At 64.9% G+C, this 24,022-nt stretch carries 20 protein-coding genes; 14 read left to right on the top strand and 6 right to left on the bottom strand.

Annotation, left to right across the window (positions count from 1 at the left end):
• Nucleotides 1–98 precede the first annotated feature (98 nt).
• From AC1D14_RS09855 to AC1D14_RS09870, 4 genes are all read left to right on the top strand, one after another.
• Complete coding sequence (locus AC1D14_RS09855) at nt 99–233, top strand: hypothetical protein (RefSeq protein ID WP_476968397.1); 135 nt, start codon at nt 99–101, stop codon at nt 231–233.
• 218 nt (nt 234–451) lie between these two features.
• Complete coding sequence (locus AC1D14_RS09860) at nt 452–1,693, top strand: MinD/ParA family ATP-binding protein (protein WP_476968398.1); 1,242 nt, start codon at nt 452–454, stop codon at nt 1,691–1,693.
• 31 nt (nt 1,694–1,724) lie between these two features.
• Nucleotides 1,725–2,825, top strand: a complete 1,101-nt coding sequence (locus AC1D14_RS09865; protein ID WP_476968399.1) for an acyltransferase family protein — start codon at nt 1,725–1,727, stop codon at nt 2,823–2,825.
• A gap of 460 nt (nt 2,826–3,285) precedes the next feature.
• The gene (locus tag AC1D14_RS09870; RefSeq protein WP_476968400.1) at nt 3,286–9,339 is read left to right on the top strand and encodes an FG-GAP-like repeat-containing protein; all 6,054 of its coding nucleotides are present in this window, start codon (nt 3,286–3,288) and stop codon (nt 9,337–9,339) included.
• Between the two features lie 72 nt (nt 9,340–9,411).
• On the opposite strand, the gene AC1D14_RS09875 is transcribed toward AC1D14_RS09870, so the two are convergent.
• The gene (locus tag AC1D14_RS09875) at nt 9,412–10,224 is read right to left on the bottom strand and encodes a glycoside hydrolase family 25 domain-containing protein (protein WP_476968401.1); all 813 of its coding nucleotides are present in this window, start codon (nt 10,222–10,224) and stop codon (nt 9,412–9,414) included.
• Between the two features lie 343 nt (nt 10,225–10,567).
• Here AC1D14_RS09875 and AC1D14_RS09880 point away from each other — a divergent pair, with 343 nt between their 5' ends.
• The 4 genes from AC1D14_RS09880 to AC1D14_RS09895 are packed head-to-tail and all read left to right on the top strand — an operon-like array spanning nt 10,568 to nt 14,222.
• Nucleotides 10,568–11,263 (top strand): SipW-dependent-type signal peptide-containing protein, encoded by a 696-nt coding sequence (locus AC1D14_RS09880; protein WP_476968402.1) that lies wholly within the window; start codon nt 10,568–10,570, stop codon nt 11,261–11,263.
• 9 nt (nt 11,264–11,272) lie between these two features.
• The gene (locus tag AC1D14_RS09885; RefSeq protein ID WP_476968403.1) at nt 11,273–11,824 is read left to right on the top strand and encodes a signal peptidase I; all 552 of its coding nucleotides are present in this window, start codon (nt 11,273–11,275) and stop codon (nt 11,822–11,824) included.
• 2 nt (nt 11,825–11,826) lie between these two features.
• Nucleotides 11,827–12,498: an LPXTG cell wall anchor domain-containing protein gene (locus AC1D14_RS09890; RefSeq protein WP_476968404.1), complete on the top strand. Its 672-nt coding sequence runs from the start codon at nt 11,827–11,829 to the stop codon at nt 12,496–12,498.
• Nucleotides 12,495–14,222, top strand: coding sequence for a choice-of-anchor G family protein (locus AC1D14_RS09895; RefSeq protein ID WP_476968405.1), 1,728 nt, complete (start codon nt 12,495–12,497; stop codon nt 14,220–14,222). Before AC1D14_RS09890 ends, AC1D14_RS09895 begins: the two co-directional genes overlap by 4 nt.
• A 49-nt stretch (nt 14,223–14,271) precedes the next feature.
• Here the strand turns inward: AC1D14_RS09895 and AC1D14_RS09900 are convergent, their stop codons facing one another.
• Complete coding sequence (locus AC1D14_RS09900; RefSeq protein WP_230118920.1) at nt 14,272–15,204, bottom strand: LysR family transcriptional regulator; 933 nt, start codon at nt 15,202–15,204, stop codon at nt 14,272–14,274.
• An 83-nt stretch (nt 15,205–15,287) separates the two neighbouring features.
• Between AC1D14_RS09900 and hisD the strand changes: the two genes are divergently transcribed.
• The 4 genes from hisD (at nt 15,288) to AC1D14_RS09920 (ending at nt 19,016) form a co-directional block, all read left to right on the top strand.
• Nucleotides 15,288–16,607: a histidinol dehydrogenase gene (gene hisD / locus AC1D14_RS09905; RefSeq protein WP_476968406.1), complete on the top strand. Its 1,320-nt coding sequence runs from the start codon at nt 15,288–15,290 to the stop codon at nt 16,605–16,607.
• A 26-nt stretch (nt 16,608–16,633) separates the two neighbouring features.
• A complete protein-coding gene (locus AC1D14_RS09910) occupies nt 16,634–17,452 on the top strand; it encodes an ABC transporter substrate-binding protein (protein WP_476968407.1) in 819 nt (272 codons plus the stop codon).
• Nucleotides 17,453–17,533: 81 nt separating this feature from the next.
• The gene (locus AC1D14_RS09915; protein WP_476968408.1) at nt 17,534–18,187 is read left to right on the top strand and encodes an amino acid ABC transporter permease; all 654 of its coding nucleotides are present in this window, start codon (nt 17,534–17,536) and stop codon (nt 18,185–18,187) included.
• Nucleotides 18,180–19,016 carry an amino acid ABC transporter ATP-binding protein gene (locus AC1D14_RS09920; protein ID WP_230118924.1) on the top strand — a complete coding sequence of 279 codons (837 nt, stop codon included), beginning with the start codon at nt 18,180–18,182 and terminating at the stop codon, nt 19,014–19,016. Before AC1D14_RS09915 ends, AC1D14_RS09920 begins: the two co-directional genes overlap by 8 nt.
• A 27-nt stretch (nt 19,017–19,043) precedes the next feature.
• On the opposite strand, the gene AC1D14_RS09925 is transcribed toward AC1D14_RS09920, so the two are convergent.
• Entirely contained in the window at nt 19,044–19,442 is a 399-nt protein-coding gene (locus AC1D14_RS09925; RefSeq protein ID WP_230118925.1) for a hypothetical protein, read from the bottom strand.
• A gap of 203 nt (nt 19,443–19,645) precedes the next feature.
• Here AC1D14_RS09925 and AC1D14_RS09930 point away from each other — a divergent pair, with 203 nt between their 5' ends.
• Nucleotides 19,646–19,981 carry a hypothetical protein gene (locus tag AC1D14_RS09930; protein WP_230118926.1) on the top strand — a complete coding sequence of 112 codons (336 nt, stop codon included), beginning with the start codon at nt 19,646–19,648 and terminating at the stop codon, nt 19,979–19,981.
• Between the two features lie 106 nt (nt 19,982–20,087).
• Here the strand turns inward: AC1D14_RS09930 and AC1D14_RS09935 are convergent, their stop codons facing one another.
• From AC1D14_RS09935 to AC1D14_RS09945, 3 genes are all read right to left on the bottom strand, one after another.
• A complete protein-coding gene (locus AC1D14_RS09935; protein ID WP_230118927.1) occupies nt 20,088–20,744 on the bottom strand; it encodes a CalY family protein in 657 nt (218 codons plus the stop codon).
• A gap of 34 nt (nt 20,745–20,778) precedes the next feature.
• Complete coding sequence (locus AC1D14_RS09940) at nt 20,779–21,369, bottom strand: signal peptidase I (RefSeq protein ID WP_230118928.1); 591 nt, start codon at nt 21,367–21,369, stop codon at nt 20,779–20,781.
• Nucleotides 21,370–21,796: 427 nt separating this feature from the next.
• The gene (locus AC1D14_RS09945; RefSeq protein ID WP_476968409.1) at nt 21,797–22,546 is read right to left on the bottom strand and encodes a phosphatase PAP2 family protein; all 750 of its coding nucleotides are present in this window, start codon (nt 22,544–22,546) and stop codon (nt 21,797–21,799) included.
• Between the two features lie 229 nt (nt 22,547–22,775).
• Between AC1D14_RS09945 and AC1D14_RS09950 the strand changes: the two genes are divergently transcribed.
• The gene (locus AC1D14_RS09950; protein ID WP_230118930.1) at nt 22,776–24,008 is read left to right on the top strand and encodes an alkaline phosphatase family protein; all 1,233 of its coding nucleotides are present in this window, start codon (nt 22,776–22,778) and stop codon (nt 24,006–24,008) included.
• The last annotated feature ends 14 nt before the right edge of the window (nt 24,009–24,022 follow it).

The raw sequence follows: 24,022 nt of genomic DNA on the forward strand, positions 1-24,022 counted from the left end.
TCCAAATGGGGGATTCCACCGCAAGTTACTGACGACGTGGCCAGGGCTGAACACCTGACAACGCGCCGAAAGTGTCGCCGCTTCCTGGAGGTTCAACCGTGGCTCTCACCGACTTTGTGCTCTCGCTGTCCGGCCTGCTGGGCAGCCTGCTCGTTCCTTTCGCCGGGCTCTACTGGATGCTCCGCCTCAAGCGGCGCGCCGTCGCCCCTGCCGCCGCGGTTCGCGTGAAGTAGCCGTGCCCTACATCGACATTAACCCGCACCGCAACCGCCCCAAATGGTGGAGCTACGCTCTGTTGGCTGTGCTCTTGGTCGTCACTGCAACAGTGGTGGCGGCTGCCCTGTTCCGAGGCTGGTAACAGGCTTAGAGGCGCCAGCGCCTAGAATTGCTGTTTGAACCAATCCAATCGAGAAGCGCAGCTCACCCTGCTGTGAGTCCTGGGGGACCAAACATGCCCAAACCAGCGGATAACCAATTGGCTGAAGCAGACACCGAACCGGAGCTGCCCGATCTCCGGCGCCGCCGCTCCCGCCGCCGTGACGGCGGCTCCTCCGACGACTGGACAGGATCCTTCGACGCCGTGACACCCGACACAACCGCCACGACGCCTGCTCTGCCGGTCCGCAGCTCGTCCTGGGCCGAAGCGGCCGCCGTTGCGGACGCCCTCGCGGACACGCCGCCGGCCCCGCCGGCTCCGGCCCGCAGGCCGGCGGGAGCACCGCCGTCGTACGCTCCGGAACCTGCGCAGAAGACGGAAGTTCCGGCGTCGGACGTCACTGCCATGCCGACGTCGTTTGTCCGCGAGCAGAAGCCCCGCCCCAAGGGTGGTTTCCGCGGGTTCCTGTACCGCGCGACCGGTGGCTCCTGGAACATGGGCCCGAGCGCACAGGAGCGCGAGGAGGACGAGCTGGCCCGGCGCATCTCCCGCCAGCTGCAGGGCAGCTTCAACACCGCTGTGCTGAGCCTCAAAGGTGGCATCGGCAAGACCTCCACCACCGTTGGCGTGGGCCTCACGCTCGCCGAATTCCGTGGAGACCCGCCCTGCGCCATCGACGCGAACCCCGACTCCGGCGACCTCGTGGAGCGCGCCCTGGGCGAGGGCATCTACCAGCAGGCCACCCCACGGACCATCACGGACCTGCTCAGGAACATCGACTCGATTGATTCGTTGACCGGGCTATCCCGGTACATGCACCATTCCGGCCGGTTGCACCTGATCGCGGGTGAGCAGGACCCCGAGGTTTCCGACTCGCTCACCGCCGAGGAGTACCTGCGGATCCGTAAGCTGATCTCCAGCTATTACTCCGTGGCACTGACCGACTGCGGAACCGGCGTGACGCACAACGCGATGAGCGGGATCCTGCAGTCCGCGGACAACCTGATCATCGCCGCCGGCTACGCGGTGAGCGGCGCCAAGCGCGCCCGCAGCACCCTGCAGTGGCTAGCCAGCCACGGGTACGCGGACTTGGCCCGCAACGCGATCGTGGTGATCACGGACAAGGACGAGGTGTCCACCCGTGTGGACAAGGACGCGATCGAGGAGCACCTCGCCGGCATGTGCCGCCAGCTCATCGCCGTGCCGCACGACAGGGGAGTGGCCGACGGGGACTTGGTGACCCTCGACCACCTGAAGCCTGAGACGCGCCGGGCGTACAAGGAGATTGCTGCGGCGATCGTGGACGGGTACCGGTAGGGCGGTCATCGCCGTCTCACTTGGGGGAAGCATGAACGATACGCGCACCCGGCTGGACTCGCTGACAGGATTACGGTTTCTGGCCTCCATGCTCGTGGTCTTGTATCACGCGTCTGTGACGCTGGTGCCGGAGATGTTCCGGCTGGTGTCCATGGGACAGACCGGCGTGACGTTCTTTTTCATCCTCTCCGGATTCGTGCTCGCCTGGTCCATGAAGCCAAACACTCCCAAAGCGCAGTTCTACTGGCGCCGGTTCGCCAGGGTCTGGCCGCTGCATGCGCTCACCACGGCTGCTGCGTTCGTGCTGATTCTGGCCACCCAGCGGGAGCAGTCCGTTCCCCAGCTGATCGCCTCGCTTCTGCTCGTGCAGTCCTGGCACGCGGACCCGAGCTGGGTCTATGCCTACAACGGGGTGTCTTGGTCGCTTTCCTGCGAAGCCTTCTTCTATGCGGTTTTCCCGTTCCTGGCCTTGTGGCTTTCGCGTTTTGGAGCGAGGCAACTCCTTCGCCTCTGCGTGCTGGTTTTCGTCGCCGCGGCTCTCTTGTCGGCACTGCTCGCGTTCTTCCCGGCGTTCGATTGGGGATCCCTGCTATACACATTCCCGGCGTACCGGGCGTCAGAGTTCATGGTGGGTGTCTGCCTAGCCGTCGCGTTCAGGAAAGGCTGGAAGCCCAAGTTCGGTGTGGGCGTCGGAGCAGCCGCAGCGACCGGTTCTGTCCTCCTGCTCGAAGTCGTCGCCGCCAACGTCGCGTGGCACATCGCCCCGGCGCTGGCGAGCACGCTCTGCATCCCGGGCTTCGCCCTCCTGATCTCGGCCTTCGCCAACCGCGACCGCAGCGGTGGCCGACGTACCTTCGCCAGTTCTCCCGCCATGGTGAGGCTGGGCGAATGGTCGTTCGCCCTCTACCTGGTTCACGAGCTCGTTCTGCGGACAGCTCTGGAACTCGGCCCGGTGACCCTTGCCGAACGCGCCGTTTTTGCCGCCGTCGGCATTGCAGTATCCATCCCCATTGCCGGCGCCCTCTTCACGCTGTTTGAACGCCCCATCGAGGCGAGGCTGAGGAACATGTTCCTGCGTCGCGGCCCCGTGGCGGACAGCCGTGAGCCCGAGGAAAGTCTGGCGGCGAAGTAGCCTAGGCAGGACTGTTCCGGGGCCGTTAGGGTTACTTGAACTGGACTGAGGCGACCTGCATCTCATCGCCGGCGAGCGGGAAATCCCGGTTTCCGGCTCGCTCACCGCCGAGGAATACCTGCGGACCCGGAAGCTGATCTCCTTCTAGTACTTCGTGGCCCTGACCGCCTGCGGCACCGGCGTGACGCACCGCACGACAGGGGGCGGCCGACGGGGACTTGGTGAACCCAGGACGTGCTGAAGCCGGAAACGCGATGGCCTTACACGGGAATGCCGCGGCGATCGCGGACGGGTACCTGTCGGTGTCCTTTTCGCAGTTTTTCGAAAAACTTAGACTTTCGATTGATTTGTCACTATATGCTTCTCCCAGCGCGGATAAGTCCGCATTCTGAGCGATTTTCTGGGGGAGTCTCGTATGCGGGTGCCGATTGGGCTGATTCGTGCCGGTGTGGCTATTGCCGTGTCGCTTGGTCTGGTAGCGGGAAGTGCCGTTTCTGCCTTGGCGGGACCCGCACCAACCGTACAAACTGCCGCGTTACCGACCGCGGCTGAACCCAAGTCTGACGAGTGGTTTGCTGGCCAGCTGAGGACGCGCTTTGGCATCGAACTGTCCACTGACGAACTCCTCAAGCTGCTGGCAACGGGCCAAGGGGACCTGCTGCGGGCATATGTGACCGACGCGGAGTTTGGGGAAACTGCCGAAGCGCCGACGGACGTATCTCTAAGGGCCTTGGGCGAGCTCGCCAACTACATCCCCAACCTTTTTGGCGCTTCATATGGTCCCGACTATGAAGGCCTGATGATGGATGTCATCAAGTGGGACATAGGTATGCTTGAAAAGGGCAACCTTGACTCCAGATTTGTCAGTGCTCTCAACGGCAGCGTCAAAGCAGTCGAAATTGCCAAACATCTCACCGGGGTCGCGGACCGCGTCAACACGCTGGCCAAGATGGGCTTAGAGGCATACAGCGACTACAAATACCGGCAAGTCCTCTCCGACTACAAGGAACGCCGTAACGGCGGAATGACGCCGGAGGCTGCATTCGCGGACGTCGAAGAATTCCTCACGACTGAATACATCAACAACGTGGCCGAAATGCGCGACCCTTGCACCTGGTTGGGCCTGCCGCTGTGCACGCTGGCGGCCAGGGAGGCACACCTTCCGAATGCAAGAAACGAGCTGAAGAGCGATTTGGCGTTCACCTACAACGCCATTCAGCTTGCTCGCAGTGCCGACGCGAAGGAGGGCGTCAAATCACTCGTCACCAAATTGAGCAAGCTGATCGCCGGCTACTCGTCGCAGCATGCTGACTTCGGCCTCATTGCTGTCCAGACGGGCAAGACCAGCATTACTCTCATCAACAACGGGCCCGCGTCACTGACGAATATCAAACTCAGGGACGGAAGCGGTAAGGAGCTCGCCGCTTCCGGAGGTATCGGCGCCTACGGACGAACAACAGTGCCGGACAATGATTGGGCGTCACTCTTCACAGCAGACGCAAAATTCACTTTCAGCGCAGCCGGCGTCGACGCCATAACCAGACCTGCGTCGGAAGTACGCCGCACCGTGTGGCTCGATTCGATCAGCGTATCGGCAGGTGCCAACCCGGCGGAACGACTCTTCAAGGTGTCGCCGGTGTCCCACTACGACGGCACGACGGGCGTCGCGTGGGATTTGGGTGACGCAACGCCGGCGGCCGGTTCGGAAATCACCCACGCCTTCAAGTGCTACGGCACGTACAACGTCCAGGCCACGGCCCAGCATGGGCCGGGAACGATGACCCGGAAAGTCGCCGTCACCATAAACGCGCCGTGGACGGTGGACTGGTCAACGGAGGACGGAGAATACGCGGCTGCCACGGGCGTCGCGGTCAAATTGCTTGCAGACCCTTCGATTCCGAGGGACACCGGTCTCGAGGCCACCTGGACATTCGGCGACGGTGGAACCGCGTCGGGTTTCGAGGTGGAGCATGCTTTCCCGACCAAGGGCACCCCCACGGTCACACTGCAGATTACCGACCCCAACACCGGCTGCCCCGCCTACGCCAAGGCACACCCCATGCAGGTTGCGCGGACCGACGAATGGATCACCCTCCCGTTCACCATCGATGACGACATGGTGCTGACCTCCAGGGTCGCAGGCTATGTGATTCCACAACGCCTTTGGTACGGATCGCCGCATGGCACTACCGTCTCCGCGGGCGCCAAGCTGACAATACCGCCAGGGGTCCGCATTAAAGGCAGCTATGATCCGGACGCCTGGGGCCGCTATCACAACCCCTTGGTAGTCCACGGTGAGCTCGAAGTCCGGGGCTCGGCGAGTTCGCCGGTTGAGTGGACGTCCTGGCGCGATGACGCGCTGGGCGGTGATGCCAATAGGGACGGAGATTTCACCAAGCCAGAGGCGGGTGACTACCTCGGCGTCGTCGCCACAGCCGGATCCACGGTGACGATGAATTACGTCTCGGTGAAGTACTCGGCCAACTTTCTCGACGTTCAGGACGGCGCTACGGCCACCGTGAACAACCTGACGGTCCGCAATTCCAGCGGCTTTGTCTACGGTGCCCTGAACGGCAGCTACGCTACTGGGATCGTCAGCGCTACGGGGTCGGGTTCCCTGCAACTGACGGGAAGCGATATTGAAAACACCGCGAACGGTAGCGGCTATGCAATCGCCGCTTACAATTCGCCAGGTTTACGTGTCTCGGGTTCCACTTTGCGCGGTTCCGGCACAGGCCTGGCAGTGACCGGTGACGCTGGGCCCACCATCGCCAATACGGCGTTTGTGGGATTCGATGAACCGGTTCGCACAAGCGCCGCCGCCTCCGGTCTCCCGCTGCGGGGAGTCACTGTAACCGGAGGGCTTGCAAGGATTACCGTGCAGCCGGGGCAGTTGGCACCGGGAACGACAACGTGGTCAGGTTCGCTGCCTTACATCTTGGGCGGCGAGGTCACCGTTCCGCAGGGCTCGACTTTGCGGCTCAGCGCCGGAACGGCCGTCAAAAGTTACTCGGGCAGTTCCTGGTTCGGAGTGACGTTTACTCCGCTTAGGGTGGCGGGCACCCTGTATATGGACGGCTCCCCTACGAACCCCGTTCAGTGGACATCCCTGCACGATGACTCGGTGAGAGGACGGAGCGACTCAACCATTGCCGAACCTGCTCCCGGTGACTGGGCCGGCGTGGTTGCCCAGGACGGATCAGCGGTGCACATCACCGGGCTGCGGGCGAGGTTCGCGGCCCAGATCGTAGCTGCCGATCCGGGAGCTGTGGTGACTGTGCGGGACAGCTCGATCGAACAGTCGAACGCAGACCGGATGCGCTACGAGGCCGTTTTCCGCGCCGCAGATGCGGCGCAGTTTGAGCTAACCGGGATTAGCGTCGACGGGGCGGGCGGATACCAACCGCTGGTGCAGGTCTCCGGCTCTGCCGGAGAACCGCTCATCAGCAACAGCACTTTCTCCAACGCCCAAACGGCTGTGGACCTGCGTGGAAGCGTCCACGCGACCATTGGCGGGACTACATTCCGGAACGTTCGCAGTTCTGTGCTCGTCCAGCCGGCCACCTCTGGCGTGACGATGTCAGGCACCAAGGTCGACGGCGGCCTCGGGCGCATCGTCGTCTCCGGCGGCGAGCTTGCCGGCACCACAGAGTGGAATGCTGATCTGCCCTATGTTGTTTCGGACCAGCTCACCGTGCCGGCCGCGGCCACGCTAAACATCGGGCCGGGCGTGGTGCTCAAGTCCCTGACCTGGATGGGCCCTTGGTCCGTTAATTACCGTCCAGTCAAAGTTTTTGGATCATTGGCGCTCAACGGAACCGGCAGCCAGCCTGTGCGGTGGACATCCTGGCGGGACCCCGCCGTCGGAGGACCAACAGAAGATCAGTCCACAGTAGGGGAGCCGACCACGACTGACTGGGTCGGTATCACCGCCAACGAGGGGGCGTCAGTAAGCCTCAGCCACGTTCAGGCCACTTTCGCCCGTACCCTGCTCGAGGCACAACCCGGCTCAAACATCACGGTCACGGACACATCGGTGAGCAATTCCGACGGACAGGGCTACGGACTCATCAGGGACAATGGCGCAGCCAAGTCGGTCATCAAAAGGTCCCAGTTCAGCAGCGCAGGGTACGGTCCGGCCCTCGTTGCGCACGGCGGGCAGCCCGACTTTGACGACGTCACCGTCCGAAGTGCAGGGCAGGGAATCGAAATCGGCGGTGCAGCCAAACCGATTATAAGAAAATCCCGGCTCCTCGCAGACGGCTACCAGATTGTGAATTACACCGGCACCCCGGTGGATGCCGGCAGCAACTGGTGGGGCAGCGAAAACGGACCCTCCACCGGGGCCACGGGTGTTGCGCCCTACTTCGGGGCCGTGGCCTTTGATCCTTGGTGCCTTGAAGAGACGTGCATGACCGTCTCAACCATGATCCCAGCCAGCATCACGGCTCCCGGCTCAGCACGCCAGACTGTAAGAGTGGACGAGAGTTTCGCCGCCGTAAAGCTGCACGCCGAAGGAGCAAACGGTGGCCCAGCAGCTGGAACCGCCCTCCTGGTCAAGCTATCGGGTCCAGCTGCCTTTGCGGCAGGCGCTCGCGAACTGGAGCTCGTCGTGGATGACAGCGGAAACGTCGCCGTCCCCGGACCTACAGCGGGGACTCAGGTGGGCGCGGTCACCCTGACAGTGGCAGCGAAGGCGGCTCCAGGACTTTCCCCGTTTGTTCTCGACCTTGGAGACGTGAGCGCGGGCGAGGCCTCTGCCATCGATATCGTGAGCGGCGGAGGCCAGAGTGTTAGCCCAGGATCGGATCTCGGGACGTTGGCCGGCCGGGTCGTGGACGGGCACGGCAACGCCGTTTCCGGGGCGGAGGTTGATTTCGCCCTTGAAGGGCCCGCGGCCTTCGGCAATGCACCGAAAGCCAGAGCCACCAGCGCAAGCGACGGTCTGGTTCAATCTCCCGCCATTACGGCTGCGGACACCGCTGGCGACGTCAATGCTTCCGTCTCGCTTGTCGGAATCGAACTGATCAGAAGCGAGTTTCCCAAGTCCACCGTGACCGCGCTCCTCGCAAAACCCGTGACCCCCGCAGCTGTGGTGTTCACAGACAAGGACGGCACGACTGAGGATTCGTACACGGTTCCCGCGACCGTGGGCGTGGACTACCTTGTGGGCGAGAAGGTTGTTCCGGCTGGCACGTATCCGGGCACTGGCGAGGTGACGGTGACTGCGAAAGCCAAGCCGGACTACGTTCTGTCCGAGGGTGCTGCATCATGGACGGCGACGTTCAAGGCCACCCCGCTCTTGGTGACTCCGGCGGCGGTTGTGTTCACAGACAAGGAAGGCATGGGGGCCGACACATACACCGTTCCCGCCACCGAGGGCGTCGCTTACCTGCTTGGTGACAAGGTCATTCCGGCTGGCACGTACCCAGGGACGGGCACAGTGACTGTCACTGCCAGGCCCACGCCGGACTACGCTCTGGCGGATGGCGCTGCGGCCTCATGGACAGCCACTTTCAAGGCGACTCCATACGTCGTGACTCCGGCAGCTGTGACGTTCGCGGACAAGGATGGCACTGCACAGGACAGGTATACAGTTCCTTCAACACAGGGCGTTGATTACCTCGTAGGCGGCAAGATAGTCGCTGCCGGCTCATACCTGGGTGCCGGCACGGTCACGGTGACAGCCAAGGCGAAGCCGGACTACGTGCTCAAGGCCAGCACGGTGTCATCCTGGTCCCTGACCTTCAAGGGGACTTTCCGCTTTACATCTGTCGTGGGAACGGGCGACCTCAACGGCGACCGGAAGGCTGACGTCCTGGTCCGCGACAGCAGCGGCGCACTGTGGCTCTACCCGGGCAACGGTCGCGGTGGCTGGCTCACCCGGATCAAGGCGGGCACCGGCTGGAATGGTTTCACCTCGATCGTTGGGCCTGGCGACCTGAACAGCGACGGAAAGGCGGACATCTTGGCCCGCGACACCGCCGGGGCCTTGTGGCTTTACCCCGGCAACGGCCGGGGAGGTTGGCTCGCACGGATCAAGGCGGGGACCGGCTGGAACGGGTTTACCGCCATCGTAGGTCCCGGTGACATGAACGGTGACGGGAAAGCCGACGTGCTGGCCCGCGACACCGGCGGAACATTGTGGCTGTACCCAGGCAACGGCCGGGGCGGCTGGCTCGCGCGGATCAAGGCGGGAACCGGCTGGAACGGGTTCACCGCCGTCGTCGGTGCTGGCGACATGAACGGCGACCGGAAATCAGACGTTCTGGCGCGCGACAGCGGTGGAACGTTGTGGCTCTACCGTGGCAATGGCCGCGGCGGATTCCTGTCACGGACTAGCGCAGGCCCCGGCTGGAACGCCATGACATTCATTGTCAGTGCCCGAGAGTTCAACGGCGATGGCCGGAACGATGTCCTGGCCGTGGATTCAGCCGGAGTTCTCTGGCTCTACCGGGGTAACGGCACCGGTGGCTGGCTCGGCCGTGTGCAGGCAGCGACCGGCTGGAACTGACGCCCGGAGGCCAGGGAAGCCCCTGACAGGAAACGGCCGCCGCGTGAGTCACGCGACGGCCGCCGTCGCCATCTAGACGCACGAGTGGTCGTAGTCGAATCCGCCTGAGACGTACTGGGTGAGTGTGACCTTCCCGCCGGCGGTCAGCGGGGCGTCGGCGCATTTGCGCTTGGCGACGGCGAGGGAGTTGGCGCCGGCTAGCCAGCTGGGCAGTCTGTAGAGGTTGCTGGACGACGGCACCGTACCGGCAATCTGGCGCCACTGTGTCGCGGTGGAGTAGATGCCGGTCCGGGCTCCGATGCTGGCGTAATAGGCTGCCATCCCCTCCAGGTCGGCACGGTTCGCCGTGGTGTCCGTTGACCAGCTGTTGCCGGTCTCCACGTCAAGCCACCACAGGTAGGACGACGGGTTGCTGACGCCCCGGATGTTCGCATTGTCGTAGGCCTTGGCGTATCCGTACATGTAGGAGCAGGCGGCGCCGTACGAGCCCTGGGCGCATTTTCCGTACGGGTTACTTACGGTAGTGCCGCCATAGGTGTTGCTGGTGGGCCACCATGACCCGGCTGCGCCGGGGTTTGCGGTGTTGACGTACAGGGCCACCAACGGCTGGCCCGTACCGCCTGTCGATGTGCCGGCCCATGAAAGCTGCGTGCTGAGGCACGGGTTCGTGGTGTTGGCCAGGCCGTTGTTCACGCCGACAATGCCGAAGGTCTGGGCTTTCGGCAAGGCTTTGCCGCACTGGGGCCACGACACGTCGTTGCCGGGGAGGGGAGCTGTGGCTGCCTGGGCCGGCAGGGCTGCAACCGTCAAAAGGGCTGCCGCTGCGGCCGCGACCAGGAGCAACCGGAAGCGCCGCGTGGGAGCAGCTGGGGTATGAGGTGACATCGTCGTCCTTCGGTCGTGGCTTTCGCCAAACGGAAATCCAGCATGAGCGGAGCAGACGTTCGTGGTCAAGGATGTGACGGCCGCTCAGCGGAACGCTACGTTCCGGCCGTTTCAGTCCTGAATAACGGGTCTATTCTTTATCCCCATAATTCCTGCGCAAATCCTTGGCCAACGTTGATCAAAAGCGCCTCAAGTCGCAAATAAGAAGTAATAGGCTAATTACAGTTTCTGCACTGGAAATTCAACGTCGTCTATCCGCTGCCCTGCGTGGGCGCGCCTGCCTGAGCGCGGTGCCCCACGCACCGCGCTTGGCGCCCGGGCAGCGGACTGTCCTGGGGGATAAATGTCTGCTCGCAATACCACTGCCACAAAATCCGCTTCTCGTCCCGGGAAGGTCCGCGCCATTTTGGCGGCAGGCTTGGTCCTCGGCGTCGGGGCTGCCTTCACGCTCGCTGCGTGGACCGACAACGAATGGGTGTTCGGCGGCGCCGGCCCCGCGAACAACCCGGGCACCAAAACCTACGCCATGGAACAGAATACGGTCGCTCCATTCGCTGACGGCTCCTGGACTGACCAGCCGAACGCGAACGGCGGCCGACTGGATTTCACCCTGGAGGCAGCTGACCTGCTGCCGGGGGAAACGGTCTACGCACCCTTCCAACTCCGCGCCAAGACCGGGTCCGAAGCCCTGACGGTGTCGCTGGCCGAGGCCCGGCAGGCTACGAATCCTGCCATCGGGGACGCCAACAGCACGGCCCTCTACGCCGCCATGCGCTACCAGGCGTGGGTCGGTCTGGACGCCGCGGACTGCAGTGCTTTGGGAGACAAAACCGCGGGAACGGTTCTGGTCCCGGCGGGGTCCGAGCTGGATACCCTCGGGCTGAACGAATTCTCGCTCGCCGCCGGCGCATCCAACGCAGCCGGCGCCCCGGTGAACATCTGCTTCGCCATGACCCTGCCGGCCACCACCGTCGACGTCTCGCTGCAGGGTAAGAATGTGGTCCCACTCTGGCGCTTCACCAGTATCAACGGGTCCTAGCGCGTTCCGGTGAACCGCTTCTTCGGCAGGGCGTCCTCCTGGGGACTGACGCTGCTGGCGGTGCTGGGTGCGGGTTGCATCGCCAGCATCGCTGCCGCGGCGATCTTCAGCGTCACCTTCGTGGTTTTCCGCACCGGTTCCATGGAACCCGTGTACCCCGTTGGTGCGATGGCCGCCGTACAGGAGGTCCCGGCGTCGTCCTTAAAGCCCGGGAACGTCGCAACCGTGCAGCGGACGGCAGGCTCCATGCCGGTCACGCACCGCGTCGTGTCGGTGAAACCTGACCCGGCGTCGAAAGACGGCGCAGTCCTGATCCTGAAGGGCGACGCCAACAGCTCCGAGGACCCGGTGGAATACCGGGTCCAGTCAGCACGGAGGGTGCTCTTTTCCCTTCCGTCGGTCGGCTCCTGGGTCATGGGACTGCGCTCACCCTGGGCCATCGGGGTCAGCACGGTGCTGCTGGCCGCGCTGGTGGGCTGGGTTTTTTGGCCTCGGCAAGAGACCGCCAAGTACGACGTCGATCCGCCCCTTGAGAGTCAAGCGGCACCACGGGAGGGGTGAGGATGATGGGACGGGAACGCTGTCGGAGTGCCGTACTTGCCGCCGCGGTCCTGCTCCTGCTCCAGGCGGGGGCGGGTGCGGCCACCGCCGACCCCGTGGTGCCCGTGCCCGAGACGGGCGGGGAGGGCATGCTGCGGCTCACGTCGTCGGTCTACCCGCTGGACATTCCGCCGCTTTCGGCCGGGGAATCATTCAGCTGGCAGGTGGGCGTGCTGCTGGACGGCCCGAAGAGCGCCTCCGCCACTCTCCAGGTGCAGGCTGCCGGCTCCCTGGCGGAGGGGCCCGGCGCCTACCGGATCACGGCCCGCTCCTGCCCCGTGCAGTGGCTGGGAACCAGCGGCAGGAACGCTTCCATGAGCTGTCCCGTTGCCGAACGCCGTATCCTGGCGGCCGAGAGCTTTTCGGCGGCCGGCCCATTGAGTTATCCCGTCGGCGACTTCACCGCACGCGACGCGCCCTGGGTGCTGTTCAGCCTGGAACGCCCGCCTACCGCGGGCCCTGAGGCCGGCACACTGAACTTCGGCATCGGGGTGGTGGCCGGGGGCGGGGACGAGCCTGCGGGTCAGCCGCTCGCCTACACCGGTGCCGACGTCCTCGGTTACGTCGCGGGCGGCCTCGCGCTGGCTGCCGCCGGTGCAGGCATACTCCTGGCCCGCCGTCGAAGGCTGACGTGAAACGCTTCGGGCCGCGGCTCCGGATACTGGCACCGGTGGCTGCGCTCACCGCCGCATCAATAGCCTTGCTCACCTCAACCGCGGGCACGCTCGCCGCATGGACCGACGATGAATACGTCAGCGCGACCGCCGGAGTGATGGTGGCCGGCGACTGCAGCACTTCCACCCTGTTCCAGACAGAGTCCGCGGCGCGGCAGGTGTCCGGCGCGGTGGGCGGGTCCGACTTGGACGCTATGGCGGCCGTCCAGGGCCTGACCGTCCGCAATACCCGCGGCACCGTGGCAGTGGAACCGGCAACCGCCACGCAGGTGGACCCGGTGACCTACACTGCGGCCGTGGAGGCAGGAGCCCTCGGCTCTCCGCTGCTCTCGGCGGCGTTGGGTCTGAACCAACCCGCTGGCACGGCCGGGGCCTACACCCAGTGGGCGCGGGCAACCGCCAGCGGCCAGGCCACCGGAGCGGCCGGCCTGGTCAGTGACCAGTCCGGCGCCATCGACGGGACGGGGACGGCCAACGGGTCCACTACCTCGCCGACAGCAGCCAGCATCAACCTGGCGTCGATTGTGCCGGCGTCGAATGCTGCGATGACTTTGGACGTTGGTGCTGTGGCCAGCTCCTCCGAGGTGGATGCCTGCACGCTCCGCAACGGCTGGCCCACCCTGAGCGCAAGCCCCACCGTGACCCGCGACTACGCCATCGCCGGGCTGCGGCTGAACATGTCCGCGGACTCGGTGCGGACCATGACATACGGTGTGGGTGAAACAGTGGACGGCATCACTGGGGACCTGGCCGCCATCGCCACGCCGGCAGGTTCACTCACCACAGCGGTCACCGGCGGCGTCACTGATCTGGTCTCGAAAGCGACCACAGGCCTGCTTGTGGGGCCAGTCACCACCAAGATCACCCTCGGGACTCCCGACCTTTCCGCAGTGACGCCGCTGCTCACCACTCCGCTGACGGACGGCGTGGTCACGGTGGACCTTGTCAACGCCCGGATCCTGTTCGATCTGGCCCAGCTCACCTCCGGACCTGCTGGCCTCAACAAGCTGCCACCGAACACCCGCGTTATCCTCGACGCCGGGACGGTTCAAAGTCTCACGCAACGGACCGCGGCCCTGCTGGATACCTGGCGCAAGGCCGTCACCGCCGAGGTCGACAAGGCGCTCGCCGCCACGTCCTTCACCATGGAGACCAAGGTAACGCTGCAGAGTGTTGTCCCTCTTCTAGGAAAAATCGATGTGGCTGAAGTAGCCATCCGCTACGACACCACCCTGGGAGCGTTCCGTTCGTCCCCGCCGCCGTCGCCGTCGGTGTCCACCTCGGTGCTGGGCGCCGGGCTTTCCGGCCTGCAGGCACTGCTTGATCCGATCACCGCAGCCCTGTTCTCTGGAACAGGAAAGATTGTGGCGGGCGCGCTCGATGGCGCACTCTTTGGCCCCGGGGCATTGTTGCCCACCGCGTCCGCCGCCATCCAGTCCGCTGTTGTTCCGGTCGTGGGGGCCGCAACAGCGTCGCTGACTCCATTGGCGGACACCTTGTCGCTGACCGTCAACGTTCAACCCGATCAGCCCGGCGCGCCCGTCAGTGCCGCAGTTGCGGGGAGCTCGGCTGACGGGCAATTCAAGGTATCAGCCCTTCGGGTGGCCGCAGCCGGGAGCGCATCGGAAATCTACCTCGCGACGTCGTCAGCCGGTCCGGTCGTCTTTCGGCCCCGCACAGGGTAAGGACAGGCCCGGTTCCCAGGAGCTGAACCTGTTCTGGCGACGTGCTCCGTCAAGTCCGATTCTGCCGCCGGACGTTCTGCTCGGGCGCCACCTTGGCCAGCAGCGTCCGCTCGGCCATCTGGGCCATTTTGCGGGTTGCCGGCGACAGGTAGGCGGCCTCCCGCTGGATCAGGGCGATGGTGTCGTACAAGGGTTCGGCAAAGGGAACGGCCCTAACGTTTTTCGGGAAGCCAGGTCCGTTGACGATTGCCTGCGGCACAAAAGTGTCTGCCGCCCCCGTGGCCACAAGGCCCAGGGCGGTATCAACGTGTTCCACTTCGATTTCGGGATCGATCTTCAGGCCTTTGAGCCGGGCGCGCTCCAAGATCTGCCGGCGCGTGGGGTCCCGCCAGCCGGCAAACGCGTCATACAGCACCAGCTTTGACGCCGCGAATTCCTCAATGGTCATGGGACCGCGGGAGGGATCACGCTGGGCGGAGACGTAGAACACCTCATCCCGGAAGAGCGGCCGGACCTGGAGCCCCGTTTCCACCACGGGGAGAACGATCAGCCCCGCCTCAATTTCACCGGATGCGACAGATTCGGCTACGGCGACGGAATTCAGGCCCACCAGCCGTACCTTCACCTTGGGATAGCGCCGGTGGAAACGCTGGACGAGGTCGGCAAGGTCATAGTGCGCCCCGTACCGCAGGACACCGAAGGTGCAGACGCCGCCGTCCAGCGATGACATGGATTTCAGGGCCTCCACGCCGTTGTCAAACGACGTCACGGATTGCCGCGCATGGACCTGCAGCTCAACGGCGGCCGTGGTGGGTATGAGCCGCCGCCCACCGCGGGTGAAGAGGCTGTGGCTGAGCTCCTGTTCGAGCCTGCTGATGAGCTCCGAGACGGACGCCTGGGTTGTTTCCAACTTTCGTGCAGCGGCAGTAAAGGAGCCGAGCTCGTAAGCGGCGAGGAAAGCCCGAAGTTGCACGAGGGTCATGGCTCATCCTATAGGGCAGCCCTATGGCACGCACGGGTTGACGGCCCGTTGTGCGATGGTTCGACTGGACGTACGTTTAGCCCATGCAGCTAACTGAACGTGACCGGGGACACATCCGGGGGAACTTCGGCACGCTGAAGGATCCCGCGGTCGGCGGCGTCCCGGCCCAGCGGCTGCCTGAGGTTATTCAAACGGTCTCGGAGATGCTCGGCGACATCGAGAAGAACGGAATTGACGCCGTCGTCCGTTACTCACAGCAGCTCGACGGGTGGCAGGGCACAAGCATGGAGCTCGGCCAGGATGAGCTGGCCAGAACCGGCGACTCGCTCTCGCCGGAACTGAGGGAAGCCCTGATGGCCAGCGCCGAGCGGACCAGGCTTTTCGCCGTCGAGCAACGCGAGCACCTCACCGATTTCGAGGTCGAGCTTATCCCGGGCGTCTTCACCGGACACAAGTACGTTCCCGTCGCACGAGTCGGGGCCTATCTGCCCGCCGGTCGGTTCCCCATCCTTGCCAGTGCCTTCATGACGGTGGGGGTCGCGAAGGCGGCCGGCGTCCGCAGCGTCATCTCCTGCACTCCGCCTGCCGGGCCCGACCACGGACACCCGGCCGTTCTGTACGCCGCGTACCTCGCCGGCGTTGACCGGGCCTTCGTCCTCGGTGGTGTGCAGGCCATGGCAGCCATGGCCTTCGGCCTTCTCGGCGAGCAACCGTCGGACATCCTGGTGGGCGCAGGCAACGCCTACGTCACCGAGGCCAAACGCCAGCTGTTCGGGCGGGTCGGCATCGACCTCCTGGCCGGCCCGTCCGAGGTCGCCGTCATAGCCGACGAAACCGCGGACCCGGAACTCGTCGCTGCGGACCTCCTCGGCCAGGCCGAGCACGGCCCGCAGTCACCGGCGTCCCTCGTGACCACGTCCCGCGAGCTGGGTGAAGAAGTCATCAGGCACATCGACAAGCAGCTGCGCACGCTGGCCACCCGGGACATTGCCGGGCCGGCATGGCGGGACTACGGCACCGTCTATGTCGCGGAGGACCGGGAAACGGCAGTGCAGATCATGGACATACTGGCCCCGGAGCACCTGGAAATCCAGACCTCGGACGATTCGTACTATCACGCCAACCTGCAGAACTACGGGTCCATCTTCCTGGGACCGTGGTCCACGGTGGCCTACTCGGACAAAGGCACCTCTGGCACCAACCACGTGCTGCCCACCGGAGGCGGGGCCAGGTCATCAGCAGGGCTCTCCGTTTCCAGGTTCCTCAAACCGCTCACCTACCAGCGGGTTGAAAAGGACGCGACCCCGCGCCTGGCCAACTATGTGGCGACGATATCCGGCGTCGAAGGTATGGAAGCCCACAAGGCCACCGCCACGCTTCGCCTCGAGCGCTTCAACCGATAGAACCCACCACTAACAAAAGGCAGTTCATGATGAATACAAAGATGCTCCGCAGGCGCTTCGCTGCTTTGGTGCCCATGGGCGTTGTCGTTGCCCTGGCCTTGACCGCATGCGGCTCAGGAGGCGGGACGGGCGGCGGCAGCACGGGCGGCGCTGAACAGAAGACCATTACCATCGCAACGTCCAACGATGCACCCTTCTCCTTTACCGATCAGGCGTCCGGCGAACTCAAAGGCATTGACGGGGACATGATCAAGGCCATCGCCGAGGCCAAGGGCTGGAAGATCAAGGTCTTCACCTCGGAGTATGCCACGCTGATCGCGGCGATGAACGCGAAGAAGGCAGACGTCATCGTAGATGCCATGTACATCACGGACGACCGCAAGAAGCAGATCAACTTCACCGATCCCTGGTACACCGAAGGGGAAGCAATGGTGGTCCCCGAGGGCTCCACCCTCGCCTCCCGGGACGACGTGAAGGGCAAGGTCCTCGGGGCGCAGACGGGCACCGTGTTCAAGGATCTGGTGGACAGCCTGGGCGGCAGCCAGGTCAAGCTCTTCGACTCACAGGCCTCACTGCTGGCCGCCGTGGAAAACAAGCAGGTTGACGCCGTTTTCACCGACAGTGCCGTGATTGGCTACAGCCTGGTGCAGAAGCCCAACCCGAAGCTGAAGCTCGTGACGCCCTACAAGCCCTTCTACCCGGGGATCATCGGAGCCGGAGTGCGCAAGGACGATTCTCAGCTGCTGCAGGACCTGAATTCCGGGCTGGCAGACCTGAAGAAGAGCCCGAAATACCTCGAGATCCTCAAGAAGTACGGTCTCGGCGAAGCCAACATGTCCAAGTAGCATTCAGTAGCGGGCACGGCCGGCGGACACCGCTTCATGGGAGTGCTGTCCGCCGGCCCGACCCTAATTTAGGGATCCTTCATGGACTTCATCAACAACACCCTCGCCGTTTTTCCGGCACTGCTGGTGGCCGTACCCGTGGTGGTGCAGCTGGCGTTGGGAGCCATGCTGCTGGCGCTGGTGCTGGGCCTGCTGATCGCCCTGGCTCGCATTTCCACGATCAGAATCCTCCGCGGGGTTGCGACCTTCTACCTTGAGGTCATCCGCGGAACACCGCTGCTCGTGCAGCTCGTCTACATCTTCTTCGTCCTCCCCAGCATCGGCGTGGACATCGAACCCGTTCCCGCCGGCATCCTGGGCTTGGGCCTCAACTACGCCGCCTACCTGTCCGAGGTTTTCCGGTCCGCAATCCTGTCGGTGGAACACGGCCAGACCGAGGCCGCATTGTCTCTTGGCTACACCCCGACGAAGACCCTGTGGAAAGTGGTGATCCCGCAGTCTTTTGTGGTCTCCATGGGACCGATCGGCAACTACTTCATTGCCATGATCAAGGACACCGCGCTGACATCGGTGATCGCCGTGACCGAGATCCTGAAGACCGCCAACATCCTGAACAGCCAGACCTTCCAGACCACGGCCATCTACACTGCCGCGGCGATTCTGTATCTGATTATCAGCCTCCCACTCTCGCGCATCGTGGTAGTGCTTGAACGAAAGGCACGGGCCAATGGCTGAGGACACCATCATCGACGTCCGCGATGTCCACAAGACCTTCGTCTCCGAGACGAAACGGACCCTCTGGAACCGGCTGACGGGCCGGCACCACGTGGAAAAGAGGGTGGAAGTGCTCAAAGGCGTGGACCTTGTGGTCCACCGCGGCGAGACCATCGCCATCCTCGGATCCAGCGGCTCCGGCAAAAGCACGCTTCTGCGCTGTATCAACAAACTCGAAACCATCGAAGCCGGTCGTATTTACGTCAACGGGCACCTGATCGGCTACGAGGAACGCGACGGTGAGCTGATCGCTGAAAAGGCGTCCATCACTGCCCAGAAGCGCACGGACATTGGCTTCGTGTTCCAGCACTTCAATCTGTTCCTTAACAAGACGGCCCTGGGCAACGTCATGGCTCCGCTGCGGGACGTCAAGAAGCTCTCTGCGGCCGAGGCCCGGAGCGTCGCCGTGCCCAACCTGGAAATGGTGGGACTGGCCGACAAGATGGAGAACTATCCCAGCAAGCTCTCCGGCGGCCAGAAACAACGCGTTGCCATTGCCCGCGCCCTCGCCATGGAACCCAGCGTGATGCTCTTCGATGAGCCGACATCCGCCTTGGACCCCGAGCTGGTGGGTGAAGTCCTCGCTGTCATCAAAAAAATCGCCCAGCAGGGGACCACCATGGTCATCGTCACCCACGAGATGCAGTTCGCCCGGGATATCGCTGACCGCATTGTGGTCATGGACCAGGGGGTGATCGTGGAGGAGGGGCCGCCAAGCCGGATCTTCACCGCGCCGCAGCATCCCAAGACCAGGGCCCTGCTCAGCCGGTCGGGCATCCTGCCGGCGTAAACCCTGAACGGACCCCGGCACGGGTGGTCACGGCTGTTTGCTCTTTGAGTCCTCCAGGTCCTGCCAGCCCTGAAGGAATTGCTCCAAGGCCCGGGTCAGCGGCAGGCAGTCTTTGGCCACCTCGCCGGCGGACCTGGCTGCGGCCTCATAATTTCCGCTGCGCAAATTCTCTTCCAGGGTGCGGCAGTCCCGTTCCATCGCCATCCCGCCCACCATGTGGGCCCGGACTTTGAGGCTGAGCGCTGCGTCAAGGGCCGCGGGGATGTCCTCCTCACGGACTGTGGAAAGGATGCTCCCGACCCGTCCCGGCAGCATGCGCAGGAACATGGCGGCATAGCTGATGGCGACGGCATCGCTCTCGACGTCCTCGGCGAGCCGGAGCAGCCGGGTGGCGGAGAACACGGCTTCATTGCCTTGAAGTGCCATTGTCTTTCCGTTCGATGAGGATGGTGCGTCGGGTCCCCTGGATTGGGTGAGTGCGGCGGGCATGGGATCAGCTTCCGGTGACGGTGGCCGCACGGACCTGGGCCCGGCTGACCGTTAGGCCGATGGTCAACGTGGTGTTTCTAGGCGCTGAACTGGTGAGGCGAGCCCGTAGGCGGATAGTCCCGCCGGGAAGGGACGGCACGGTGGTAGAGCTTGCAGAGGGGCTGGTAGTCACCACAGTGAGCGTTCCGGGGCACGTATCGGCCGACTCATTCCACTGGTTGCTGCACGCGTCAATACTGAAAGCTCCGGAGTTAGATGCAGTCACCGTGAACGTGGCTGACGTAATGACGAGCGTTCCCGTGTTCACGACGGTGAAGAACTCGGCCGGTTCCTTCAGCCCGTTGCCGTTGCCGGTCGCTCCGCCGTTCGCATACGTCAAGACCAGTGGGGCCAAGGTATACGGGGGAGAGACGTTTGTGGCCGCTACCGCCCCCCAGCTGGCGCTGCTGACGGTCCTGACGGGTGACGCCGCATGAGCGGCGCCCGCCGCGTCTGCCGGTGCAAGTGAGGTGCACAGAAGCAGGACGGTGACCGCCGCAGCGGCCCCCGTCCTGCCGCCTGGCGCGTGCACGCTCACTGCACTCAGCTTCCGGTGGTGGTAGCGGTGCGCTGGGTTTCGCCGAAGGTCCAGGTCAGGGACGAGGACAGGCCCTGGATGGTGCCGGCCGGTGCTGCCCCGTTAACCGTCGTCTCGGCCTGGTCCGGCAGGCTCAGGGAAATCTGCAGGTTCACGGTGCTGCCCGCAGCGTTGGCGCCGGCCTTGACCGATACCGGCGCCGTGCTGAGTGCGCTCAGTGTCGTGTTGGTGAGCAGCGGGGTGGCAGTGCCGCTGCAGGAACCGGCTCCGGTTCCGGGCGTCCAGGCGCCGGAGCACTGGGTGACGGTGACGTGCAGTCCCTTGGCGGCGCTGGTGGTGAGGAGCGTCGGCGTCGAGTCCGCGACGGCGAGGGTCAGGTCCTTGCCGTCCAGGTCCGCCCCCTGGGTGAGGTTGACGTACCGGTTCACCACGTCGCCGGGGGCGAGGTTGGAAACCGCCTGGCTGAAGCCGGTGCCGTTGTTGGCCATCGTCAGGCTCAGAATGCCGCTGGTGGCGTTCTGGGCGGTGGTGTTGGAAGCAGTCGCGTTCAGTGCGGCGAAGACGCCGCCGCCGGTGATGGCCAGGCCGGCGGCGCCCACTGCGAAGGCAGCGAGCAGACGGGGGTTGGGGCGGCGGACGGAACGGGCTGGGCTTTCAGACATGACAGATCCTTACTTTGAGGGGTGGGGAAAAGGTTTAGGTAGTGGGGGACGGGCTGGTCTGAGCTGGTGATGCGGCTGGCGGTGCCCGGAGGATCCAGCGGACGCTGGCCCCGGTGACAGCCAGCCCGAACAGGGCGGTGAGGATGGCCCGCTGGACCGGGTTCTGCGTCCAGAGCAGTACGTTGCCGGCATAAGGAACAGTGGTGACCACCACCGGCACCTGGTCCTGGTTCAGCGTGGCCCGCCAGTGGTCCGGAGCAGGGTTCGCGTCACCTTTGGTGGCGATCACCGGATGTTCAGGATTTCCGACGACGGCGGTGATGCGGTGCGCGAAGGGCGTGGTTTCACCAGGCGGGGTGAAGACCGCGATCTGTCCCGGCTGCAGGCTGCTCACGGCCGCCGGGGCGGTGATGAGCAGGTCACCCGGGGCGAAGGCGGGGCGCATGCTCCCGGTCAGGACCGGGGAAAACCCGATGTGTAGCAGCGGGGCCGCGATGCAAGCGCCCAGGAACAGCAGCGTGGCTGCCGTGCCGACGACGATGCTGACGACTCGGCGGACTGCAGCAAACCGGCCCGTGACCGGTTTGGTGCCGGGGGCTGTGGCTGAGCTGGGTGCAGTGCCCATGGGGACGTTTCCGTTTCGTTCGAGACCGTTGGGGTGGAACAGGACCAACGATGCCCGGGGCTGCTCAGGAAAGAGTCTGCTTCGGGTCAAAAACGGATCAGCAGTTGCTCAAGAATTGATCAAGACAGGCTGACAACGCAGCCGTCCATCAAGAGAGTTTCCGCCGCCGTGCGGCGCGGATCACGGTGAGAGTCGGCTGGGAGTGATTGCCGCCGTCGTGCATCCCGGGAGAATCACGGGAGTTGCCGGACGGGCCCGGCCTCATTGGTGCGCCGGGTCCGGCGGTATTGGGGGGAATGCGGCCGGACCCGACAGTCCTGCAGCGAAAACGTGTGAGGATCTTCTGGCTGCCGGACACCCAACTTTGACATTTCAGGCTTGGAAAAAGCTGGGGTCCAGCCCCCAGATTGTCGGCAGTCGCGCGCTGTCAGCGCCTCGTCGGCAGGACAGCCAACTGGTGCTCCCGAGGTGCGCCTGCCGTCAGCTTCCTGATCAGGGCGCTTGCGCGGAGCCGGGGTTCGATGAGGTTGTTCCAGAGGGGCAGCCAGAGCAGCATGCCCGCGGTGCTGATCAGCACGGAGCCGATGACGTCGCTGGGGTAGTGCACGCCCAGGTAAAGGCGGGAGAGCCCGACGATCGCGGTCAGGACCATCCCGCCGATCGCGGCGAAGTTGCGCTGCGTCCGGGTCCGGGCGAGCACGAGGAGGACGGCCCAGGCCAGGGACGCGGCAAACGCGGTATGCCCGCTGGGAAAGCTGGTGTGGCCGGACTCGAGGAGCAGCGCATGGGTTGCCCCGGAGGGCGGCCTGAGCCGCGAAACCGTGAGCTTCCCGATTTCCGAGGACAGCCAGCCGACGCTGGTAAGGGACCCGAAGGCCAGCGCGGCCAGGGGCCTGCGGAAGACAAACGCCAAAACGGCGCAGCCGAGCAGCAGGATGGTGATGTTGCCCGCCGGCGAGAACAGGGTATTCAGGGCCAGCGACAGGCCGGTCCGTGCGGTGGTCCGGTCCCTCGCCATGCCTTCATCCCACAGGAGGTCCGGGCCGGGCGAGCCGTACAGCTTCGCCAAGATTCCGAGCGTGATCGCTGCGGCGTACAGGAACGCAGATCCGGCAAGCAGCCACCAGGAGCGTCCGGGCAGGTGCAGGGGAGTCACCGAGGCTGGGGGCTGCTTCATGTCATTCCTTACTGGGCGGTGCGCCAGGCACAGGCTATGCGGGCACGGGCACGGCAGCTTCACGGAGGTTGCGCCGGCCAGCAGTCTCTCACCGGATATTGAAAGGACGCTGGGAACAATGCTCGGGGAGGCCTATGCTGGTGCCAGCCGTCGGGGCCTCTGAACTCCGAAGATTCCCGATGCGGTGTTTGCCGACGACTGCCGGACAGGTCCGTGAGAGAAGGACACGATGGGCAGGAAGGTCAGTCGGAGGCCGGGCGGAGGTGCCCCGCGGGGTGCACAGTGGCTGGCCCTAGGCGTTGCCGCCATCGTGTCGGGGGCGGCCAGCCAGCCGGCGCCGTCCCCGCAGAATGCGTCACCTCCCGTCAGCGCCGCGGCAACGGCGGCCCCACTTCCGACGGCGGTCCCAGCACCGGCGCCCGCCCCTGTGCCCGTCCCGGCCGCGGCGGCGCCCGCCCCGGCCGCAGAGTCGGTGGCGAATGCGGCTGCGGTGCTCCGGGCCGCGAGGCCCGGCCACATCTTTGTGATCAACCTCGAGAACAGGGGCTATGGCACGGTCTGGGGTCCGGCGTCGAAAACCCCTTATCTGTCCAAATTTCTGCGCGCCAGGGGTGTCCTGCTGTCCCAGTACTACGCGATTGCCCACCATTCCCAGCCGAACTATCTGGCGCAGATTTCCGGGCAGACACCGAATGCCATGACCCGTGCCGACTGCGGGACCTATGCGCGGTTCAAGCCCGCCGGTCCTCCGTACCGCGGCGTCTTCAGGGGCAACGGCTGCCTCTACCCGAGGTCCGTTCCAACAGTTGCCGGTCAGCTGACTGCGGCCAGGAAGAGCTGGAAGGGGTACATGGAAGACATGCGCATTCCCTGCCGCCACCCGCAGCCCGGCGCCAGAGACGGCAGCCAGAGTGCCAAGCGCGGTGACCAGTACGCGACGCGGCACAACCCCTTCGTGTATTTCGAGGCGATCACGTCCTCACCGGACTGCAGGCGGCGGGTAGTTGATTTCAGGGCGTTGGCCAGCGATCTGAGGTCAGCCGCGACGACGCCCAACCTCTCCTACATCACCCCCAACCTGTGCCACGACGGCCACGACAGCCCGTGCGTGGACGGGCGTCCCGGCGGTTTGGCGACCGCGGACGCCTGGCTCCTGCGGCAGGTTCCGCCCATCCTGCGTTCACCGGCGTTCCAGCGCGACGGGGTCCTGGTCATCACCTTCGACGAAGCCGAAGGGCGATCGGTCGGCCCTCCCGGGAAACCCGGCGGGACGGCCGGCGGACACGTGGGTGCCCTGGTGCTCTCGCCCTTCGTTCGGGGCGGCACCACCTCGACCCGCTTCTACAACCACTACAGCCTGCTGGCCACCATCGAGGACATCTTCTCGCTGCCCCGCCTCGGGATGGCCCGCGCCGCCGGCGTGAGCAGCTTCGGGCCCGACGTCTTCAACGCCCGGCGCTGACGTGGTTGGTTGAG

This window comes from Arthrobacter sp. P1_B11 (genome assembly GCF_056406715.1).

What these genes read in the sequence shown, in the direction of transcription:
- AC1D14_RS09935 (WP_230118927.1), bottom strand. Translation starts at nt 20,744, where the DNA reads ATGTCTGAAAGCCCAGCCCGTTCCGTCCGCCGCCCCAACCCCCGTCTG.
- hisD (WP_476968406.1), top strand. Translation starts at nt 15,288, where the DNA reads ATGCAGCTAACTGAACGTGACCGGGGACACATCCGGGGGAACTTCGGC.
- AC1D14_RS09920 (WP_230118924.1), top strand. Translation starts at nt 18,180, where the DNA reads ATGGCTGAGGACACCATCATCGACGTCCGCGATGTCCACAAGACCTTC.
- AC1D14_RS09860 (WP_476968398.1), top strand. Translation starts at nt 452, where the DNA reads ATGCCCAAACCAGCGGATAACCAATTGGCTGAAGCAGACACCGAACCG.
- AC1D14_RS09915 (WP_476968408.1), top strand. Translation starts at nt 17,534, where the DNA reads ATGGACTTCATCAACAACACCCTCGCCGTTTTTCCGGCACTGCTGGTG.
- AC1D14_RS09890 (WP_476968404.1), top strand. Translation starts at nt 11,827, where the DNA reads ATGATGGGACGGGAACGCTGTCGGAGTGCCGTACTTGCCGCCGCGGTC.
- AC1D14_RS09900 (WP_230118920.1), bottom strand. Translation starts at nt 15,204, where the DNA reads ATGACCCTCGTGCAACTTCGGGCTTTCCTCGCCGCTTACGAGCTCGGC.
- AC1D14_RS09875 (WP_476968401.1), bottom strand. Translation starts at nt 10,224, where the DNA reads ATGTCACCTCATACCCCAGCTGCTCCCACGCGGCGCTTCCGGTTGCTC.
- AC1D14_RS09865 (WP_476968399.1), top strand. Translation starts at nt 1,725, where the DNA reads ATGAACGATACGCGCACCCGGCTGGACTCGCTGACAGGATTACGGTTT.
- AC1D14_RS09925 (WP_230118925.1), bottom strand. Translation starts at nt 19,442, where the DNA reads ATGGCACTTCAAGGCAATGAAGCCGTGTTCTCCGCCACCCGGCTGCTC.
- AC1D14_RS09880 (WP_476968402.1), top strand. Translation starts at nt 10,568, where the DNA reads ATGTCTGCTCGCAATACCACTGCCACAAAATCCGCTTCTCGTCCCGGG.
- AC1D14_RS09950 (WP_230118930.1), top strand. Translation starts at nt 22,776, where the DNA reads ATGGGCAGGAAGGTCAGTCGGAGGCCGGGCGGAGGTGCCCCGCGGGGT.
- AC1D14_RS09910 (WP_476968407.1), top strand. Translation starts at nt 16,634, where the DNA reads ATGATGAATACAAAGATGCTCCGCAGGCGCTTCGCTGCTTTGGTGCCC.
- AC1D14_RS09940 (WP_230118928.1), bottom strand. Translation starts at nt 21,369, where the DNA reads ATGGGCACTGCACCCAGCTCAGCCACAGCCCCCGGCACCAAACCGGTC.
- AC1D14_RS09945 (WP_476968409.1), bottom strand. Translation starts at nt 22,546, where the DNA reads ATGAAGCAGCCCCCAGCCTCGGTGACTCCCCTGCACCTGCCCGGACGC.